This window comes from Streptomyces lasiicapitis, assembly GCF_014646335.1.
GTDB classification, from domain to species: Bacteria; Actinomycetota; Actinomycetes; order Streptomycetales; family Streptomycetaceae; genus Streptomyces; species Streptomyces lasiicapitis.
Genome location: NZ_BMNG01000005.1, coordinates 38,548 through 55,510 on the forward strand (window position 1 = coordinate 38,548; position 16,963 = coordinate 55,510).

Here is a 16,963-nt window from a genome sequence, read left to right on the forward strand (position 1 = left end):
TTCCATGTCCCCGGTTTCTCTCCGTCACCGCTCCACACCTGTGAGCAATCCGTCACTCATGGTGGCATATGAGTGGTCGGCAGAGGTAGCAGGAGAGCCATGTGTCCATCATGTCCCACATGTGACGTTACGTCACTCCATCGCATACTAAGACGCCATTTCATTTGGAGATGTGGCGGTGGCATATGAGGGTTGCTGCGATGGCGGTGAAGGCGAGGAAGTGCTCGGGCTTGCGTTCGTAACGGCGGTGCAGGCGTCGGCATCCGGACAGCCAAGAAACCGTCCGCTCTACGACCCAGCGGTGGCGGCCCAGGCGCTGAGAGGACTCGGTGCCTTTGCGGGCGATGCGGGGGGGGTGATTTGGCGCAAGGAGAGCCAACGCCGCAGGTGGGCGTAGTCGTATCCCTTGTCGCCATGGAGTTTCGCGGGTCGTCTGCGCCGGGGACCGCGGCGGGAGCGGATGGGCGGGATGCCCCGCACCAGCGGGATGAGGGCCTGGCTGTCGTGGAGGTTGGCGGCCGAGATCCCGAGCGAGATCGGCAGGCCGTGCCGGTCGACGATGAGGTGGATTTTCGATCCGCTCTTGCCACGGTCGGTCGGATTCGGTCCCGTCAGCCGCCCCCTTTGAGGGCGCGGACGCTGACGGAGTCGATCGCACACCGCGACCAGTCCAGCTCGCCCCGGGCGCCGAGCTCGTCCAGGACCAGGCGATGGAGCTTGGCCCACACTCGCGCCTCGGTCCACTCGGTGAACCGGCGGAAGGCGGTCACTCCCGAGGCACCGAAGCCCGGCGGCAGTTGGTTCCACGTGCACCCCGAGGTGGCTACGAAAATGATCGCGGCCAATACCTCCCGATCCCCGTGCCGGCGTCGGCCGCCGCCCTGCGGGCGCTCCGGAGCCGGCGGCACCACCCGCTCGAACAACTCCCACAGGCCATCCGGCGCCATCCGCTCAACAAGCGAGGCAGTCACCGTTTCAGACTGCCGCAAGATCACGCCAAACGAAATGGCGTCTAATACTGCAACGGTGTTTGTGGTGACTGCTGGGCAGGTCAGTCGTTGGTGTGGTTATGGGTGGGGGTATTGCTGATGTCAGGTTGTGGGCCGGTGAACTGAGCATGGTGCACGAGCGGTTCGTGCACCGGTTCAATCGGCAGGAGCCGCGTCAGACTGCGCTGGTCTACATGCGAGGGCTGATCGCTTCGCTGGAGCGGAAGAACGGCTGGACGCTCGCGGAGGAGGCCGGGCACGCGGGGCCTGATCGCATCCACCGGTTGCTGAACCGGATCGAGTGGGACGCGGACGAGGTCCTGGACGATGTCCGCGGCTACGTCGTGGAACATCTTGGAGACCCGCAGGCTGTCCTGATCGTGGATGACACCGGATTCCTCAAGAAGGGCATTCGCTCGGCCGGCGTGCAACGGCAGTACTCCGGCACCGCGGGACGCACCGAGAACAGCCAGATCGGCGTGTTCCTCGCCTACGCCACGCCCCGCGGACGCACACTGATCGATCGCCGCTTGTATCTGCCCACGTCATGGACCGATGACCGGGAAAGGTGCCGAGGCGCCGGCATCGACGACAGTGTCGCCTTCGCAACGAAGGTGGTCATGGCCAAGGCAATGGTTCGCCGGGCGGTCCGGGACAAGATTCCCTTCGGCTGGGTGACGGCGGATGCCGCCTACGGCTTCAGCAAGGGCTGGCGCTTTGAGCTGGAACAGGCCGATGTCTTCCACGTCATGGCCACCACCCGGCACGACACCGTCGTCACCCGCTGGTCCGTCGACCACCCCGTCCACGATCTGTTTCCCGGCCTGCCACGGCAGAAGTGGAAACGTCGTTCGTGCGGTGCGGGAGCACACGGCCCGCGGCTCTATGACTGGGCTCGCGTCGAGGTCCGGCCCTGGCATCGCGAAGACCGCCGACACTGGGTCATCGCCCGCCGCAGCGTCAGCCGGCCCGAGGAGATCTCCTACTACATTGCCTACTGTCCCGCCCAGACCACCCTGGACCAGCTGGTCTCAGTTGCGGGCAGCCGGTGGGCTGTTGAGGAGTGCTTCCAGAGCGCGAAGCAGGAGTGCGGCCTGGACGACTACCAAGTCCGCCGCTACCCCGGCTGGCACCGCCACATGACCCTGGCCATCGCCGCTCACGCCTGCCTGACCGTCCTGCGGGCCCGCGAACTCGACACAGAGAAAGCAGAAACGGATCCTCCCAGCTCATCCACCTCAGCCTCGCGGAGATCAGACGCCTGATCACCCGCCTCACCCACCGCCAGCCCCCGCCCATCGACCACATCTGGCACTGGTCGACATGGCGCCGCAGACGACAACACCAAGCCCGCGTCAGCCACCACAAACGACGCGGACACAGCCCATGACAACTGCCCAGCAGACACCACAAACACCGTTGCAGTACTAACTCGACTTGTCGTGGAGACGAGTGCGCTGCGTTCCTTCGAGAGGTCAGGGACAGAGTCTGGGCGAGGTCACAACCTCAAGCGGGACAAGGTTGATTGGAAGTCGGGAAAGCAACAGCGGCCCCAGCTCGAGCTGCTGGGGCCGCTGTGTGTGTGGTTGCGCGTCAGAGGTGGCAGACGGAGCAGCCGGCCTCATCGTCATCAGAGTCGAGTGCGTCCGAGAGGACTTCCAGGAGGGGTCGGTTGGGCTTGATCCGCTTGGCCGCGCGGTCAAGGGCCGCCTGGTGCTTGGCTTCGATCTCGTCCTTGCGCTCTATGAGCTCCGGAAGAGATTCACCTTGCGACCAGGTGTAGTTGCGGCCCTTCATGGCGGTGTGCCGGTAGCGGACCTTCTCCTCGTACTCGACGGCCTTGTCGTACAGGTCGGGGTGGCGCTCCTTGAGGCCGACCCACTCGTGCTTGCGCTGGAAGAAGCAGAAGTAGCAGCCAGAACGCGTGCGCCACTCGTAGTAGCCGGGGAGTCCGATGCCAGCTTCGTCGAGGATGCGCATCACGCCGTCCTTGTCGATGCCGTCCTCGCGGAAGGGGAAGACGGCATCGATGTTCGGTTTGGTGCTGACGTAGCCGAGGCGGTTCTCGTCGGCCCGGATCGCGACGTATGAGATGACCTTGTCGTCGCCGACCCATTCCTCCAGCGGCTTGATCTTCAGATTTTTGGTGCACCAGCGCATCTGCGGGCTGGGCAGGGTGCCCTGGTAGACCTCCATCCAATGATCGAAGTCCCGGTCGGCGTTGAGTCGCTCGATGGGCTTACCAAGGGCTGCTTCCAGCCGGTTGAGGTACTCGTACGTCTCTGGGAGTTCAGCACCGGTGTCGCAGAAGAAGTACTCCATGTCCGGCACGCGATCGCGCATGTAGATGGCGAGCGCCGACGAGTCCTTGCCGCCTGAGATACCTAGGACGTGGCGAACCTTCTCCTGGGTGACTGGATCCGTCATGGCCGCTCCTTCGTTTCAGTTGCTGTGACAGCCGGCCCATCGGCAACGCGTTGTGCAAGAGCGGCGAGCAGGATCCGTGCGCCGTCGGGTCCGAGGGCCTGCTCAGCCTGCTGCAGTACGTCGGCCGCGAGCTGGTCGGCCTGGCCGCGGGACTGTTCCGGCACGTAGATCAGCGTCCGTCGTTCCGCTCCTGTCTTGTCCGTCAAGGTCAACAGCCGCGTCTCCAGATTTACTTCCTGCTCGCGGGTCTCGCTGCTGTCCTGGTAGAGGTGGGCGACGCGGTCGAGGGATGCGGACATCTCGCGTGCAAGGCGAGGGAACATGCCTGCGTCCCGGTCGTCCCAGTCTCCGAGGGCCTTGTTGGTGAGGCGGACGACGATCGGGTCGAGCCAGTCCTCGTCAGCGAGGCTTTCGCTGAGCACGAAGTCGACGAAGCCCCGCAGCTCCGGGTTCAGTGACACCGTGGCGAAGCCGCTCAGCCGCGCGGCGAGTGTCGACCGCAGCTCGGGAAGCGTCGCGGGCAGACGGAACTCTTCGGCGAGAACCGCGACCACTTCTTCCCGCAGCGTGCGTTCGATTCCGGTAATCTCGTCTGCCGCTGCGGTCAGCCTGTCGGCGTACTCGGCGGCGGCTGCCGCGTTGGCGCGGGTGCCGGCTTCGATGGGGGCGAGGCCCAGCGCCTTAGGCAGAGCCCGGAAGAGCAGGTCGTCCGGATCCTGGGAATTTGCCAGGGCATTGCGCACGGCGAGTGCATCCGGAGAGATGCGCTTGGTCTTGCGGCCGTAGCTGTTCAAAACCATGACGCGTTCGAGCAACGCCCTGGCTACGGACAGCAGATCTGGGTTACGCAGTGCCTGTGAGCGTGGTGGTTCGACCTTCAAAGACACCAGGAGCTTCTTGATCACGCTGGCGCGCTGCCCCTGTCCGACCGGCGTGTACTTCACGTCGAAACGGGCGGGGGCGGCGAGGATGCGGTCGACGACGTCCGGCGTCAGCCGAGGCAAGTAGGAGCCCTCTTCGAAGAGGGCGACATCGTGCCGGCGGATCACTAGGGCGGTGACGACCAGCAGCGGCCAGACACCGGCCTTCACCCCGTAGGGCGGGCTCATCAGGACCCGGATGATGTGGTCGAGGCTGGTACGCCGGGTTGCTGCGTCCAGCGCCTCCTGCAGCGCCTCCCAGACGGGCTGAGCGTGCTCGTGGCCCTCGCCTGGAGCGGAGAAGCCGTACGGCAGCAGGCTGTTGGGGGAATTCTCTGCCTGGATTGTGCCGTTGGCCCGGTGCAGGCCAAGGTAGGCCAGCGCGCCGCTGTAGATGGCTCGCTCCGGACCGTATCTTCCGGCCGTCGCGTCGAAGCCCAGGTACTGCTCGCCGGAGCGGGTGAGCATCGCGTCCAGCACATCGCTGCGGGCACGGGCGGCGTTGCTGGTGAGTGAGTGCCGTCCGAGCATCTCGTTGCGAATGTGCGGGGTGTGCGGGTAGACGCTCTCGCAGGCGAGGGAGACCAGGCCGCTGAGGCTGCGGGCCGGCAGGCTCGAGCTGTCGGGGTCCGCCCCCGGGGCGAGTCCGGCGTTCCACAGGTCCCAGGTGGCGTCCTGGGTCGGCGGGTAAAAGGCCGCCTGGATGACCTCCCGCAGCTCGGCCTCCGCCTGGACGGCGCGGTCGGTGACCTCGCGCCGGGCGACGTGATCGAGTTCCTTGTCTTCGAGCAGCTCTTTCAGGGCGATGAGGTGCGTGGCGGAGCTGAGTACCACGTCGGGGTGGGTGGTTGTTCCGAGGATCACCGGCAGCGCCGAATTGACGGTGGGCAGCTGGTCCCGGGGGCCGAGGTGGAAGACGAGGAGGCCGTCGGCCGGGTCCTTCAGCTCGTCCGGCGCCTGGATTTCGCGGGTCTCTGGGCCGCTGACGGCGGTGAGGAACACCCGCATCATCCCGGTGACCTGGCTGTGGCGGCCGGCGACCACGGCGCTGGGGAGGTGTGCGCCAAGGCGCTGGACGATGGAGGCATCGTCCAGGTGACTGATGATCTCCTTCAGGCGGGCGTCGATGTCGAAGTCTGTGCCCTGCCAGACGCGATACTCACCGCTGAACTCCCGGTGGACGAGGAAGCCGCGGCGGACGAGGTCGGCGAGCTGCTCCTCAAGGCGGGCGAAAGCGCCCGCGTCGGTCAGATCGGTGGGGTCGTGGAGCGCGAGGTGGATCATCTCGCTGGTAGCGCTGAGCGCGCCGTCGGCGTCGATGAGGTTCAGAACGCCGATGGTCTTCAGCAGCGCCTGGTCAGCGTCGGGCAGTCCGTTGGCTTCCTTGATTCGCGCGTCGACTTCGATCCAGCGGCCGGCGTTGGAGGCCGCGAGCAGCGAGGTCCGGCCGGAGTTGAGGAAGTAGTCGTACAGCTGTGGCAGCTGCACTGTGCTGGCGAGTTCGGCATCCGGCTGGGAGTGTGCGGCCAGCGAGTCGCGGACAGTGTTGGGCTCTCCGCTGTTGAGGAAGCCCGACAGGCTGCGGTCGTGCTGGCCGATTTGCGCCGCCAGGATCGGCGCAGCGATCGCCGTCAGTGGGTGCAACGGGTAGAGGCCAGCGAAGTCGTCGCTGGACAGCTCGGTAAGGACGTTCAGACCGTGGTTCTTCCACGCGAGGGCTGATGCCTGGGCCGACGCGCGGATAAGGTCCTGACCCGCTGCGTCGACCGCGGAGTGGTCGAGACGCCGGCGCAGGAGCTGCAGGGAGTCGCCGTGGTGCGGGACGAAGGTGACGTCCTCGAAGCGGCCCTGGATCTTTGCCCATTCGCGGATTTTGAGCTCACTGGACCGTGACGCGTAGTCCATGAATGACAGGTGCTGCAGGGTGACCAGGAAGACGGGCAGGCCGTTGGGCCCGGCGCTGTGCTCGGCGAGCTCCTGCAGGAGGAAAAGATCGTGCTCGGCGCCGGAGAATTCGTTGTGTCCGGCAAGGTGTTCGAGGGTCTTGCCGAACTCGTCGATGATCAGCAGGAGCGGCTGCTGATTGTCGGTCAGGGCCTTGATGGCGGCCATGACCTGCTTCGTCTTCGGCCCGGTCGTCGTCGGGTCTTCGCAGGCCGCGAGTGCTGCGGCGATGTTCTTCGGGATGCGCTTGCCCCAGCGGCGCCTTGCCGCGGTCTCCAGCGCACGGGTCACAGTTGCGACCAGCGGTTCACGCCGCGCGGTGGCCACGGCTCCGAGGAACCCGGTTCCCGTCCGCTCAGCCCGAGCCGTGGCGAGACGCTCGGCGAGGGCTGGGCTGGTGTCCGCAAGGATCCGGTGAGCCTCGTCGCGGCGGTCCTCGTCGCGGCCGAGAAGCGCTTCGATCAGGTTAGCCAGCGTGGACTTCCCGGAGCCGTAGGGTCCGGTGAAGGACCACGCGCGGGGACGCCGCAGATCGCTGACCGCGTTGACGATGCGCTCCAGTACGTCAACTGCCTTCGCGCCGACATACGGTCCGTGCAGTTCGTCCTCGACGTCGCGTTCGAGGTTGGTCGACCGCATCTGGGAGCCGACCAGTTCGATTCCGGACGGGAACTGAGGGGTTGCCTCGTCCTGGGGGGTGCGGGAGGTCCGCGTGGGAGCTGCGGTGGTCACGCGTTCTCCTGAGTCGTGAACTGCTGCTGGTGGTCCTGGGGCTTGCGTTCAGCCTTCTCAGCCTTCTCAGCCTTCTCAGCCTCCTCTGCTTCGGCCAACTGCGGGTACTGCGCGCTCCATTCGTCCCGGGTGGGAAAGCCGGGGCGCCGGGTGACGTGGTCGTACTGCTCGTCGAGAATGTCCCAGGCGAGCGCCCGCGGATCGCTGGAGAAGGACATGGTCCGCTGGCCGACGGCGTCCACCCTGTTGAGTTCCGGGCGACCCACGGCGACCTTGTCCAGGGCGGCGACGATCTCAGGCTCGCGGACCCGGAAGGCCCGGCCGGGCGCTCCGGGCTCGTTGGCAAGCCGCGCCAGGGAGATGGAGCCGGGACCCTGGGTGTCGCGGGCTGCGTAGTCGAGGCACGCATAGACCAGGACGTGGGCCGGGAGAGAGGTGCGCGTGCCAGTGGTGAACTGCCACTCCTGCTTGCCCCGGGTGCCCACGGAGGCCAGCAAGTCCAGCTCACGGAAAGGGCAGGCCAAGAGGTCTTCATAGGTGGCGCGGGAACCGCTCTGTTCGACAGGCGTGCGCGCATACATCTTGGTCAGGCACTCGACATCCCGGGTGATCGACGCCTCCACCGGTCCATCACTGAAGGAGAAGTTGACATGCCGCGTCACGACCTGCGTCATATCCGCGACGGTGAAGCGAGAGAACGGAGCAAGGTGAAACGCCGTGTACCACGCGGGGGCCCAGCATTTGGCGCCCGGCCGCGACGACACGAGCCACCAGTGCAACAGCCACAGGCTGCCGGGTTCCTCAAGGTAGGGATCGGCGCCATCCTTCTCGTCGAGCAGCCATCGCGCTTCCCAAGTAGGTGAGGCGTACTGGGCCTTCGTCTTGCCCGCCGGGTCGGCGTGCTCACGGGTGAGCTTGAACGCCTTTGACCAGTACCGCATGGCATGGACCATGTTCTTACCCACGCCGAGCAGGACCGGAGCATCTTCAGCGAGGAAAGCTGCCGGATTCTCCTTGACCTGCATGTACGCCTTATGCAGCCAGCCGAAGCGGGGGGCGAAGGTCTCATGGCGCGCGAAGCTGGAATGTGCGGCTTCCGCGAGCCTACTGTCTGCCATACGAGGGCCTCTCAATACAAGAAGAGATAAGGGAACTGCTGAAGTCAGTGAGCAGCCGCGCCGGCTGTCGCTGCCATGGCGGCGCGCACCTGGTGGACCGCGCGGACCACCGCCTCGGCGGCTACGGCGATCTCGTCTGCGGTTGTGGCGTAGCCGAGCGAGAAGCGCACAGTGCACTCCGCTTCCTCCCGGCTCAGCCCCATAGCGAGCAGGACATGGCTGGGGGTTGGGGCTCCCGAGGCGCAGGCGCTTCCGTCGGATGCGGCTATGCGCGGCATGGCGGCCATGACTGCGTCAGCCGGGGCACCCGCAAAGGTGATGCTCGCCACACCGGGCAGGCGGGGGGCTTGCTGCCCGTTGATACGGCATCCGTCCACAGCCGTGGTCACCATGTGTTCGAGCTGATCGCGCAGTTGGGTCACGCGGGCGACGTCGTCGGCAAGGTCACGGCTGACGGCCGCAGCGGCAGCTCCGGCACCGGCGATCCCGGGCACGTTGAGGGTGCCGGCCCTCCACCCCTTCTCCTGCCCGCCACCGGTGATCAGCGGCCTGAACGGCAGCGGTGTACCGCGTCGTACGAACAGTGCACCGACGCCTTGAGGGCCGCCGAACTTGTGGGCAGACAGGGACAGAAGATCGACGTCCACTTCGGAAAGGTCCAGGGTCAGCCGGCCGATCATCTGTGTGGCGTCCGTGTGGACCAGCGCGCCTGCGGCATGCGCCGCCTTGACGACCGGCGTGAGGTCGGTGAGAACGCCGGTTTCATTATTGGCCGCCATCAGGGAGACGAGACCGACGTCGCCCCGGCCGAGCTCTTCCTCCAGGGCCACGGTTTCCACCAGGCCGTCCGCCCGCATCGGCAAGACGGTCAGCGATCCCGGCTCGTTTTGGGCCAGATCCCGGGATGTCTCCAGCACCGCAGGGTGCTCTGCACTACCCGTCACAATCCGGGCACCGCGGCGATGAGCCGCGCGCAGCGCGAGATTGTTCGCTTCGGTTGCCCCTGACGTGAAGATGATCTCCCCGGGCGAGCAGTTCAGCAGGTCAGCAAGGTGCCGACGAGCGACCTCTACGCGATAGGCGGCATCCCGGCCGGGGTGATGCACGCTCGACGCGTTACCGACGACCTGCAGGGCATCCACAACGGCCGCCAACGCTTCGGGCCGAATTGGCGCCGTCGCATTGTAGTCGAGATATGCCGAAACCGGCCCATCAGACTCATCCCTCATGCCCCACCTCGTCTCGCTCAGCACCGCACACAATCTACTCCTGGTGGAACCCGGACGTGCGCACCGGGGGCGGCACCAGGAGTGAGTCGCGATCGTAGCGATCGAGATCGATCAGTCAGCGAAACCGACACTCAACCCGGAGCGCAAACTGTAACTCGAACTAATGTTCCCTATTGCTTGGGCGCCTGCAACCGATATCGGGAAAGGACATCGGCGCAGAGGCGGCACGGGATCCTCTAAGGGGCCGACCGCACCTCATCAGCGCCCCTGAGCTGCGAATATCAATCGCCGAGATCCGAGTGTCAGTACGTGGGTTTATGGTGATCGGGCACTGTAACTTTGGGGCGACTCAGAGTTGCGGGCAGCTCTGCATGCACAGAACTGAGGCGGGGGCTCCGCAAGTTGACGGACATTCAGACATCGGGGGAAATCTCCCCTGTTCCGCAGGGGTGGTGAATCGATGACAGCGTGGTCGCCCGGCCTGTCCTTCCAAGCCGTGCTGGACAGCGCTCCCATGCCGTACATCCGCGAGCTGCTCGGCAAGCACATGTGCGCTCTGCTCGACCTCATCGACGGCGGAAGCGCCGGCGATGAGCGGCTCCGAGCAGTCTCTGCCGTGGCGGTGGACGCCGAGAAGCTCGTGTCCAATCAGACGGACCGCGAGGAGCTGCTGCGGCTCCTGCCCGCCGACAAGCAGACAGAGCTTGCCCAACGTCTTGGGGCGGACGGCGCGGGCACCGATGCCCTGGTCTACCTGAACGGTCTGAAGTGGGCGAGTGAGCAACAGCGGGAGCTGCTGGAGTTCTTCGGCTTCAGCGTCGACAGGGCACCCGCGCTGCCCCCGCTCTTTCGGCAAGACTCCGAACCCGAATACGGGTTGTTCCCCCACCAACGGCGCGCAGCCGCACGCGTGAAGGAGTTGCTGTACGACGGGCCGCGGCGGGTTGTCCTTCACCTGCCGACAGGCGTGGGCAAGACCCGCACCGGAATGAACCTGATCGCCGACCATCTGCGGCAGCACGAGCCCACGCTCGTGGTCTGGCTGGCGCGTGGGCAGGAACTGCTGGAGCAGGCGGCTGCGGAGTTCGAGCGCGCGTGGTCCAAGCTCGGCGACCGTCCGATTGCGGTCGTCCGGATGTGGGGTGAGGCGCCCACCGATGTGGAGGCGCTGACGGACGGCCTTGTCATCCTCGGGCTAGAGAAGGCCGTCTCCGCGGACAAGAGCGATCCGAAGCTTCTCCGCAAACTCGCATCGCGCAGCACCCTCACAGTCTTCGACGAGGCTCATCAGATCATCGCGCCGACCTACCAGCGAGTGGTGGACGCCCTCACCATCCGCCCCGATGCCAGCTTGCTGGGCCTGACGGCCACCCCCGGCCGGACCTGGGCGGACGTCACGCAAGATGAGCGGCTGTCGGACTTCTTCGCCCGCCAGAAGGTCATGCTGCAGATCGACGGATACAGCAACCCGGTAACCGCCCTCATCGAACAGGGCTACCTGGCCAAGCCCATCATGAAGACCGTCGCCTCCGAAGCCGGCCTGCATCTGTCCGCGCGCGATCAGCAGCTGCTCGCGAAGTCCTTCGACATCCCGTCGGACATCATCGCGTCGCTGGCCAGCGACGAGCAGTGGAACCTCAAGGTCGTCCAAACCGTGCTGGAGCTACTGGAACGCCAGCACCGCAGGATCCTGGTATTCGCGGCCTCCGTTGACCATTGCCGCCTGATCGCCGCCGTCCTGTCGGCGCTCGGCCTCGATGCCGACTTCGTCACCGGCGAGTCCTCTGCCCGGCACCGGAACGATGCCATCAGACGCTTCAAGGGCGCCGGCCGACGCCCCATGATTCTGTGCAACTTCGGGGTCCTGACCACAGGCTTCGATGCCCCGGCGGCCAGTGCTGCCATCATCGCCCGACCGACCAAGTCGCTGGTCCTGTACAGCCAGATGGTCGGCCGGGTCATCCGCGGCCCCAAGGCCGGCGGAACCGCCACCTGCGAGATCGTCACCGTCGTCGACCCGGAGCTGCCCGGGTTCGGAGACGTGGCCGAGGCATTCACCAACTGGGAAGACGTATGGGAGACCGCGTGACCGGCGAGGGAAGCAAATACCGGATCGTCAGCCCTTCGCTGACCGTCAAGGCCATGCGCGACAGCGGCTACAAGAACACCGCCTACGCGCTCGCCGAGCTGATCGACAACAGCATCGACGCGGAAGCCACACTGGTTCAGGTCTTCGCCTGTGAGAGCCCGGTGCAGGGCGCCACCCAGACGAGGCACCGGGTGGACACCATAGCCGTCCTCGACAACGGCAAGGGCATGGACACCGAACGCCTGCGGCGCGCCCTGAAGTACGGCGACGGCCTCGGGGGCGACCGCAACCGCATCGGGCGATTCGGCATGGGCCTGCCCAACTCCAGCATGTCCCAGTGCACCAAGGTCGAGGTCTGGTCCTGGACCAATGGGTCCCCGAACGCCATGTACACCTACCTCGATCTTGCGGAGATCAACAGCGGACTCGACGACGTCCCCACTCCCGTACACCGCCCTGTGCCGGAGTACTGGAGCGACCTCAGCGAGGCACCGCTGGGCGCCACCGGCACCCTCGTGGTCTGGTCGGACCTTGACCGGGTCAAATGGCACGGTGCCGGCGCCACCCTGCGGAACACTGCCGAGCTGATCGGCCGTGTGTACCGGCACTACCTCCACGACGGCAGGGTGGAGATCAAGATGGCGCCGGTACGCGAAGGAAAGGTCCTCGAAGGGGACAACGGGGCCTACTTCGCCGAGCCCAACGATCCCCTGTACCTCATGGACTCAACCGGGACGCCGCCGCCGTTCGGGAACAAGCCTATGTTCGAGCCCTTCGACATGGGCAACGAGAAGGAACCCGGAGTCGCCTACTTCCCGATCACGGTCGACGGGACGAAGCACAATGTGAAGGTGCGGGCATCCATCGCCCGGCCCGAGGCCCGCCGTGCCGACGTCGAAGGTCACCCGTGGCCCGACAACGCGAGCCCCAACCGCGACGCCGGTTTCCATCCGTGGGGTCAGCATGCTCGAAGGAACATCGGGATTTCCCTTGTCCGGCAGGGACGCGAACTTGACCTCGATTCCAAATGGGCCATCGGGTACGACCCCGTCGAGCGCTGGTGGGGCATCGAGGTGGAATTCCCCCCGGAGCTCGACGACATCTTCGGCGTCACGAACAACAAGCAGACCGCCACGGTCTTCTCGTCGCTCGCTCACTTCGACTGGACGGCCGAGGCCGAAGGGGACGAGACGCCCAAGGCGTTCAAGGACCGCATCGCCGAATTCGGTGACCCTCGCCTGCCCCTGATCGATCTCGCGCTCTACCTGGAGAAGAACCTCCTGCCCAAAATGCGGCGGAAGCTGAAGCAACACACGCTGGGCAAGCGGGGAGGCAAGAAGCGCCACGACGACGTCGTCACGTCCAAGGCCACAGATGCGGTGAAGCGTCGGCAGGAGGACGGCCACACGGGAACGACCGACCGCCTGGCAGAAGAGGCCACCGAGAACGACAAGCGCCAGGAGCAGTTCGCGGCGCTCACCGAGCGGCATCACCTCGACGAGGACACCGCCCAGTCCATGGTCGACGAGGCACTCGAGAAAGACTGGCGTGTCCGCTGGATCTCCAGCCCGCAGGACTCCACGGCGTTCTTCAACATCGACCTCATGGCCGGCATGCTTCAGGTGATCTTCAACACCGAACACCCGCTGCACAGCGAGCTGATGATCGTCCTTGAAGACGTGCCCGAAGACGCGAGTGAGACCGAACTCCGCCAACGCCTCGCCCGCGCTTCCGACACCTTCAAACTCCTCGTCTTCTCCTGGGCCCGCATGGAGGACGAGATCCCCAACAAGCGGGACCGCGCCAGGATCTCGGACGCCCGGCGCGACTGGGGCCGCTACGCCCGTGACTTCATCGAAGACGGGAGCGATGACGAGTGACGCAGCCGGACCACGTCTGGCAGCAGATAGCCGACCTGATGAAGGACGCCACCGCGCAAGTGATCCTCGTGGCGCCCTTCATCAAGAAGGCCGTCTTCGAGGAGACCCTCGCCTCGGTGCCGGCCTCGGTGGAGAAGATCGAATGCGTCACGCGCTGGACTCCCGCGGAGGTAGCCGCCGGAGTCTCCGATCCCGAGATCATCGAGGCGGCGGAGCGGGACGAACGCGTGCAGATCACTCTCTGCCCGTCGCTGCATGCCAAGATCTACGTTGCCGACGACCGATGCCTGGTCGGATCCGCGAACCTGACAGGCAAGGCCACCGGCCGAGTCCCCAACGCCAACGTGGAGCTCTTGCTGGATGCGCCCGTCACCCATCCCGAAGTGCAGCGCGTTCTCAGTCTGATCGAGTCCCGCTCGACAGCGGCCACACCTGTGGTGGCCGCCCTCGTCCGGCAGCAAGCAGAACTTCTCAAGGAGGAACGCATCGCGCCCCCGGCCGAGGGTGAACCCGCCCCCCTTTGGTACCCGGAGACGAGGCGCCCGGAGAACGTGTTTGCGCTCTACAGCGGGCGAACGCGATTCACCTCGCCGGTTGAGGCCGGCATCATCCAGGACCTTGCCCTGCTCGATGTCCCGGCAGGTTTGGCGGAGCACGACTTCAACTCGGCGGTCGAAGCTCGGCTGCACGCCATCCCAGAACTCCACAAGCTGCTCGTCGGCGAGCGCCTCAGCAACATCGAGCTCGAGAAGGCCATCGTGGAACGGACAGGAGACCCGGAAGACCAGGCCCGGAGGACGACGGAGACCTTCGCGGCCTGGTTGCAGCACTTCGGCCGCTATTACACCGAGGTGGGCTCGTGGGAGCTGCGGCCAGGACGTGAGCACACCTAAGATCTGCGTGCACGGCGTAGAGCGGCGGAGCAACTCCCCCGCTCATCGCCACCCCACGGAGACGAAGGTGATGGGAAGGCCCCCTCATGGCACAGGTGCGGGTCCCGTTCCTGCTGGGCCATGCCGAAATCGCCTCCCTCTATCGAGTGGAGCGCCAAACATCGCAGAAATGGCGGACAGAGGGCGCCCTCGCCGCACCTGACCTGGTCGCGTCCGGCAACCCGTACTGGCTGCTGGCGACGGTAATGCGGCTAGACGACGTCGGCGACCGCCACGTGGCGCGAGACCGGCTGGCCTCCTACAAGACCAGCATCCCCCGCGGCTACGAGGTCCAGGACAAGGAGGACCTGCCCGTCATCCTCGGCATCCAGGAGGCCGCCCGCGTCCTCGCGCGGGACGCGCAGGCGATCTCCCGATGGCGTAATCGGCGACAAATCGCCGAGGCTGACTTGACCCTCTCCGGGTCCCCTCTCTGGCTCCTGGACACCATCGTGGATGATGCGCAACAGCGGCAGCGCACCATCCTCTCGTCCGAGGTCGAGCTGCTGCGTACAGGTCACCGCGCCCCGCAGAAACCACGTGGGCGCAGGCAAAGAGAGCCCCTCTCCCAGCCGCCACACAAGGCCCCGCCCGCAGCACGAACATTCACTGGTGCCGACCAAGTAGCCGCGGCCGAGTTCCTGGCAGCAGTCCTGGCGGAGGGACACTCTGTGGTCATCGAGCCGCGACCTTAGTCGGCCTCCCCCTGCCTGACTGGGACGGATCCCCAAGACGCTATGCCGCCTAGCTAAGCAGTGTTCGCCGACAGCTGTGAGAGAAACACTTGATGCCGCGATGCTTCATCCATACCGTCTCTCACATGTCGATCTTGTCACGCACCCCCGGAGCCCACCACGACAACCCGACGGAATCGAGCCCACGGGCCGTCCTCGACCTGGCGGCTCACCAGTCAAGTGAATCCCCGATGAGGGTTATCTCCTACGGAGGAGGCGTCCAGTCGACGGCGCTGCTGGTGCTAGCCGCCCAGCGCGGGATCGACTTCTCCACCTTCCTCTTCGCCAATGTCGGGGACGACAGCGAGCACCCGGCGACTCTCGCGTACGTTCGCGAGATCGCCATCCCTTACGCCGAGCGTGCGGGACTGCACATCTACGAGCTCAAGCGACGCCGCCGTGACGGGGCCACGGAAACCCTCATGCAGCGGCTGAACCGGCCGGATACCCGGTCGATCCCCATCCCGGTCCGTATGGCCAACGGCGCTCCTGGCCGCCGCAACTGCACCGCAGACTTCAAGATCAAGGTGGTCGGGCGGTGGCTTCGGGAGCATGGCGCCACCGCGAAGGCACCGGCGGCGGTCGGCATCGGCATTTCGCTCGACGAAATCCATCGCGCCAACCGTCGGCGGAGGGAAGCCCACGAGGTCATCGAGTACCCCCTCCTCGACCTCGGGCTGCGCCGAGACGACTGCGAGCGCATCATCACCGAGGCCGGCCTGCCGGTACCGCCCAAGAGCTCCTGCTTCTTCTGTCCCTTCCGTACCGTCGACGCCTGGCGTCACCAGCGTCGCCACGAGCCCGAATTGTTCGCACAGTCGGTCCGGCTGGAGGAGACGATCAACCACCGACGGGCGGCGCTCGGCCGGGATGACGTCTATCTCACGCGGTACGGGATCCCGCTCACTCAAGCCATCCCCGATGAGAGCCCGGGGGAAGGCGAAGCCGATGAGGATGACGGGGCATGTGACTCCGGCTGGTGCATGACCTGATACCTGCCGAGCAGGCCACGACGGGTGGGCCCGAAGCCATTGGCGTCGGGCCCACCCGTCGTTTGCCTCTAGGCTGCCGACGTGGCCGTCGCAGGGCGCTGCTGGTGGCGGAATCAGAGCTCGGGCGGCTCGCCGGGCTGGAGGTGGAGAACGGCGAGGTACTCGCCGTAGGGCATTTCTTCGCCCACCCATCGACTGCCGCCTGCGGAGTCGGGAATCCACATGCCGTCGAGGAGGTACTTGTCGTCGAAGACAGCGACGCGGTTTTCCTTCACCGCCGCGGTCATCAACAGCTGGATCCCCAGCAGCAGTACCGTGGAGGCTTCCTTGGTCGCACAGACCTCGGCGTGTCCAGTGGGAAAGACCTTTCCGTCATCGTGGCTTCCCGGCTCGGGGATGGCGGCGCGGCCCCGGACGGCCATCTCGTGCAGGACAATCGCCTGGGTCACCGCTGCCGCCACCGAGGGGCCAGCGCCCGGCACGCCGTCCGAGGCATGCGTCCGCAAATGGTCGGCGACTGCATGCGCGTGCACCGGCCACGCGTCGGCGTGGTGTTGCAACTGCTGCTCAGCGGCCTCCACCGCCAGACCAGACTCCGCGGTGTCCGGGTGCAGCAGCCGGACGAATCCTTCGAGTGCTGCGCGCAGGTAGCCGAGACGGACCTGGTGCTGCTGCCACTCCTCCATCATCTCGGTCCAGACGGCGTCGAAGTCGAGGCCCGCTGAGCACATGCCGCCGTCGTCGTAGGACATGTCGAACGTCACCGTGCGCAGGCCCTGGGCGAGACGCAGCCACTTGTAGGCCGTATCCCAGCCGCTCTGCGCCCCGGGGGCTCCTGTGACGGCGGAGGCATGCTCCACCCAGTCGGTGAGTTCACGGACATGGTCCTCGGGCTCGGACAGCGCGAGGGTGGACAGCGTTCGGTATGAGGGCAAGCAGGAGCCCTCCATCCGGGTGGTGGTCATGGGTGGAGCGTG

11 protein-coding genes and 1 pseudogene are annotated in these 16,963 nt (G+C 66.1%); 6 read left to right on the plus strand and 6 right to left on the minus strand.

Translation table 11 applies throughout. The annotated features are described in order from the left end of the window. Positions 1–160: 160 nt before the first annotated feature. Positions 161–947 (minus strand): annotated as a pseudogene (locus IEY91_RS11785) (IS5 family transposase). A 122-nt stretch (positions 948–1,069) separates the two neighbouring features. On the opposite strand from IEY91_RS11785, the gene IEY91_RS11790 reads away from it, so the two are divergent. Beyond that, positions 1,070–2,254, plus strand: a complete 1,185-nt coding sequence (locus IEY91_RS11790) for an IS701 family transposase (protein ID WP_189173926.1) — start codon at positions 1,070–1,072, stop codon at positions 2,252–2,254. Between the two features lie 328 nt (positions 2,255–2,582). Here the strand turns inward: IEY91_RS11790 and IEY91_RS11795 are convergent, their stop codons facing one another. From IEY91_RS11795 to IEY91_RS11810, 4 genes are read right to left on the minus strand one after another with little or no spacing between them, the layout of a single operon-like run. Beyond that, the gene (locus tag IEY91_RS11795) at positions 2,583–3,416 is read right to left on the minus strand and encodes a phosphoadenosine phosphosulfate reductase family protein (protein WP_189173927.1); all 834 of its coding nucleotides are present in this window, start codon (positions 3,414–3,416) and stop codon (positions 2,583–2,585) included. Beyond that, on the minus strand, positions 3,413–7,012 hold the full coding sequence (locus IEY91_RS11800) for a P-loop NTPase fold protein (RefSeq protein ID WP_189173928.1): 3,600 nt from the start codon (positions 7,010–7,012) through the stop codon (positions 3,413–3,415). The genes IEY91_RS11795 and IEY91_RS11800 overlap by 4 nt, the downstream gene beginning before the upstream one ends. After that, on the minus strand, positions 7,009–8,130 hold the full coding sequence (locus IEY91_RS11805; protein WP_189173929.1) for a DUF4007 family protein: 1,122 nt from the start codon (positions 8,128–8,130) through the stop codon (positions 7,009–7,011). The genes IEY91_RS11800 and IEY91_RS11805 overlap by 4 nt, the downstream gene beginning before the upstream one ends. Before the next feature lie 44 nt (positions 8,131–8,174). Beyond that, a complete protein-coding gene (locus IEY91_RS11810) occupies positions 8,175–9,383 on the minus strand; it encodes a cysteine desulfurase family protein (RefSeq protein ID WP_229696889.1) in 1,209 nt (402 codons plus the stop codon). A gap of 436 nt (positions 9,384–9,819) precedes the next feature. Between IEY91_RS11810 and IEY91_RS11815 the strand changes: the two genes are divergently transcribed. The 5 genes from IEY91_RS11815 to IEY91_RS11835 all read left to right on the plus strand — a co-directional run bounded on the left by IEY91_RS11815 (position 9,820) and on the right by IEY91_RS11835 (position 15,986). Beyond that, positions 9,820–11,448, plus strand: a complete 1,629-nt coding sequence (locus IEY91_RS11815) for a DEAD/DEAH box helicase (protein WP_229696890.1) — start codon at positions 9,820–9,822, stop codon at positions 11,446–11,448. Further along, positions 11,445–13,328, plus strand: a complete 1,884-nt coding sequence (locus IEY91_RS11820) for an ATP-binding protein (RefSeq protein WP_229696891.1) — start codon at positions 11,445–11,447, stop codon at positions 13,326–13,328. Before IEY91_RS11815 ends, IEY91_RS11820 begins: the two co-directional genes overlap by 4 nt. After that, positions 13,325–14,221: a phospholipase D family protein gene (locus IEY91_RS11825; RefSeq protein ID WP_189173931.1), complete on the plus strand. Its 897-nt coding sequence runs from the start codon at positions 13,325–13,327 to the stop codon at positions 14,219–14,221. Before IEY91_RS11820 ends, IEY91_RS11825 begins: the two co-directional genes overlap by 4 nt. 86 nt (positions 14,222–14,307) lie before the next feature. Continuing rightward, positions 14,308–14,955 carry a hypothetical protein gene (locus tag IEY91_RS11830; protein ID WP_189173932.1) on the plus strand — a complete coding sequence of 216 codons (648 nt, stop codon included), beginning with the start codon at positions 14,308–14,310 and terminating at the stop codon, positions 14,953–14,955. A 230-nt stretch (positions 14,956–15,185) separates the two neighbouring features. Next, positions 15,186–15,986 (plus strand): adenine nucleotide alpha hydrolase family protein, encoded by an 801-nt coding sequence (locus tag IEY91_RS11835; RefSeq protein ID WP_189174178.1) that lies wholly within the window; start codon positions 15,186–15,188, stop codon positions 15,984–15,986. Between the two features lie 113 nt (positions 15,987–16,099). Here IEY91_RS11835 and IEY91_RS11840 read toward each other — a convergent pair whose 3' ends face one another. Then, positions 16,100–16,951, minus strand: a complete 852-nt coding sequence (locus IEY91_RS11840) for a hypothetical protein (RefSeq protein ID WP_189173933.1) — start codon at positions 16,949–16,951, stop codon at positions 16,100–16,102. Positions 16,952–16,963 lie beyond the last annotated feature (12 nt).

Bases quoted from the DNA above. Each gene is read 5' to 3' on its own strand.
- IEY91_RS11835 (WP_189174178.1), top strand. From the start codon at position 15,186: ATGAGGGTTATCTCCTACGGAGGAGGCGTCCAGTCGACGGCGCTGCTG.
- IEY91_RS11815 (WP_229696890.1), top strand. From the start codon at position 9,820: ATGACAGCGTGGTCGCCCGGCCTGTCCTTCCAAGCCGTGCTGGACAGC.
- IEY91_RS11840 (WP_189173933.1), bottom strand. From the start codon at position 16,951: ATGACCACCACCCGGATGGAGGGCTCCTGCTTGCCCTCATACCGAACG.
- IEY91_RS11790 (WP_189173926.1), top strand. From the start codon at position 1,070: ATGGGTGGGGGTATTGCTGATGTCAGGTTGTGGGCCGGTGAACTGAGC.
- IEY91_RS11795 (WP_189173927.1), bottom strand. From the start codon at position 3,416: ATGACGGATCCAGTCACCCAGGAGAAGGTTCGCCACGTCCTAGGTATC.
- IEY91_RS11805 (WP_189173929.1), bottom strand. From the start codon at position 8,130: ATGGCAGACAGTAGGCTCGCGGAAGCCGCACATTCCAGCTTCGCGCGC.
- IEY91_RS11830 (WP_189173932.1), top strand. From the start codon at position 14,308: ATGGCACAGGTGCGGGTCCCGTTCCTGCTGGGCCATGCCGAAATCGCC.